The following is a 2110-nucleotide window of genomic DNA, read 5'->3' as shown; positions in this document are numbered from 1 at the left end:
CGGTGGATCAGTGAATATATCTTTGACTGACACACCGCATTCGCGAGCAAGCCCGCTCCCACATTTTGACCGTGCTCCCATGGGGTTACTGGCGTTTTGTCATGGTTTGTAAAGGGCCAGCAAGTCGTGTCGCTTTAAATTGCAGGACGTTTCCGAGACAATCCCCGCCGCCTTGTGCCTGCTGGAATCGGTGGCTAGTCTGCGGTCCGTCACTGCTCATTCAGTGATCGGGTTTAGCAGCCTGACTTCAATAGGCACACGGTCCACATCTGCGTTTATGGTGGCTGTGCGCGGGGCACCCTTGGGTGCGCTGGTTTTCCTATTGACCAGTCTGCTAACCCGCGTACAGCTACCACCCACGTTTAGCAGCGTTGACGGTAGCTTCCTTGCCCAATAGGAGTTACACCATGAACAAAGCCCTACCCGACCCACCCATCGACCCGGCAAAAGACCGCGCCGCCTTCAACCGCGCCATCGACCATTACCTGCCAGCCCAAGGCTTCCACTCGGTCAACGATGACCTGAGTTTCGAAGACGCCCTGCTCTACACCGCCAGTTTGCTGGACAGTGCTTCGGCGACGGCGCTGGATTGTGGTGAACAACTGGAGAGCCCCGAACGGGCGAAGATTCTGGCGGTGTGGCACCTGCTGGAGATTGCCCGCACCACGGTGGACCGCTCCATCAACTGCCTGAAACTCGTTTAAAAATGTGGGAGCTGGCTTGCCTGCGATAGCGGTCTATCAGTCGAAAAACAGGTGACTGACACTCCGCATTCGCGAGCAAGCCCGCTCCCACAGTTTGACCGGGTACAGGCTTTGGTTATGTGGGGAACGATCAAAAAACGTAACAACTGCTACGGTCTTCATTCTCGTAGCGCCACGACTGGATAATGCCCTCGCCCGAGACGAGCACAGAGTATCGACAGTCGCGGATCCAGGTCACGAAGTAGCGCTGGCCGTCGCCCTCCTTCACCACCTGGTCGTAGACCTTGTTCTTGTTGACCGGGGACCAATAGGAATCGCCACAGCCACGGCTGCAATCGTCATAGAGGTGGGCATCGAAGCGCGTGCCGACAAAGGCGTTCATACCGCCCGTCCATACCGAATAAGACGGTGCACAACCGGCCAGCAACGTGCCCAACAAGGCGATACCCATGATTGTTTTCAACGCATTCTCCAATGGAAAGGGAAAGTCATTTACCGTGACGCCGGGCTGGTTTCATCGTCTTTATAAGCCGAAATCAGCAGGTAGAGGGCGACCAGCAACGCGTAAACCAGCGTCAGGATAGACAACCAGAAAACCCCGTATCGGGCCATATACGCGTCGAGGCCAATGACCTCCTCAGACACGCGAACCTGTGCCACACCATCGCTGTAGCCGATGTGCACGTCTTTCTCCATGAGCGTTTTCAGATCACCCTGAAAATAAACCCAGATCCGGTAGACGCCGTTTTGCACAATCGCCGGAATCTCCACGCTGCTCATCAACTCCGGTTTGAGGGTATCGATACGTGATTCGTCGCGGATCTGAACGATGCCTTTCTCAGGTAGCTTGATGTGCACTTCCTTGATGACCTTGCTGCCGGTGTTCCTGAGGGTTATCAACAGCCTGACCGGGTAGTTGTCAGGCCCCCTTTCGAACGGCGCGTCGAACAAGGCCAGATAGGGGGCCTGGCTCAGGTCAACGATCTTGTTGATCTGTTCGTGGCTGAGGGCACCGTTGCCGGCCTGCTTGATGTTGTCATACAGGCGCGTGTAATCGAGGTGTTCCTTGACCGTATCCAAGCGCTCGGTGAATAGACGTGGCGCACTGTCGTATTGGTAGGAAAGATCGGCTTCGAGTTTGTTGTCGTCCTTTAGCACCACATAAATGCTCAGGACTGACAGCAGTGCCCCCGGCAACGCCAGCAATACTCCGAATTTTACCCAGCTCAACGTGGCATTTCCCTATTGATTGATTTGACTATGGTCGCTCGCTGGGTGAGCGTGCCAAGTTCCTTCAAGTAGGGCAAGCGCCCGGTTCCTGGCGCAGGGGCATCTGCTGGAGACGGGTAAAAAAATGTGGGAGCGGGCTTGCTCGCGAATGCGGTGTATCAGTCGAAACAGAGGCT

General features: G+C 55.7%; 3 protein-coding genes. 1 reads left to right on the top strand and 2 read right to left on the bottom strand.

The annotated features are described in order from the left end of the window. Positions 1-407: 407 nt before the first annotated feature. The gene (locus NUV89_RS29425) at positions 408-704 is read left to right on the top strand and encodes a DUF6124 family protein (RefSeq protein ID WP_257784080.1); all 297 of its coding nucleotides are present in this window, start codon (positions 408-410) and stop codon (positions 702-704) included. Positions 705-834: 130 nt separating this feature from the next. On the opposite strand, the gene NUV89_RS29420 is transcribed toward NUV89_RS29425, so the two are convergent. Further along, positions 835-1155, bottom strand: a complete 321-nt coding sequence (locus NUV89_RS29420) for a hypothetical protein (RefSeq protein ID WP_257784079.1) — start codon at positions 1153-1155, stop codon at positions 835-837. Between the two features lie 41 nt (positions 1156-1196). Continuing rightward, positions 1197-1934 carry a hypothetical protein gene (locus NUV89_RS29415; protein ID WP_257784078.1) on the bottom strand — a complete coding sequence of 246 codons (738 nt, stop codon included), beginning with the start codon at positions 1932-1934 and terminating at the stop codon, positions 1197-1199. Positions 1935-2110 lie beyond the last annotated feature (176 nt).

Source organism: Pseudomonas sp. 18.1.10 (genome assembly GCF_024655625.1).
In the GTDB taxonomy this organism is placed as follows: domain Bacteria; phylum Pseudomonadota; class Gammaproteobacteria; order Pseudomonadales; family Pseudomonadaceae; genus Aquipseudomonas.
This window is presented reverse-complemented; position numbering and strand designations above follow the sequence as displayed.

What these genes read in the sequence shown, in the direction of transcription:
- NUV89_RS29420 (WP_257784079.1), bottom strand. Translation starts at nt 1,155, where the DNA reads ATGGGTATCGCCTTGTTGGGCACGTTGCTGGCCGGTTGTGCACCGTCT.
- NUV89_RS29425 (WP_257784080.1), top strand. Translation starts at nt 408, where the DNA reads ATGAACAAAGCCCTACCCGACCCACCCATCGACCCGGCAAAAGACCGC.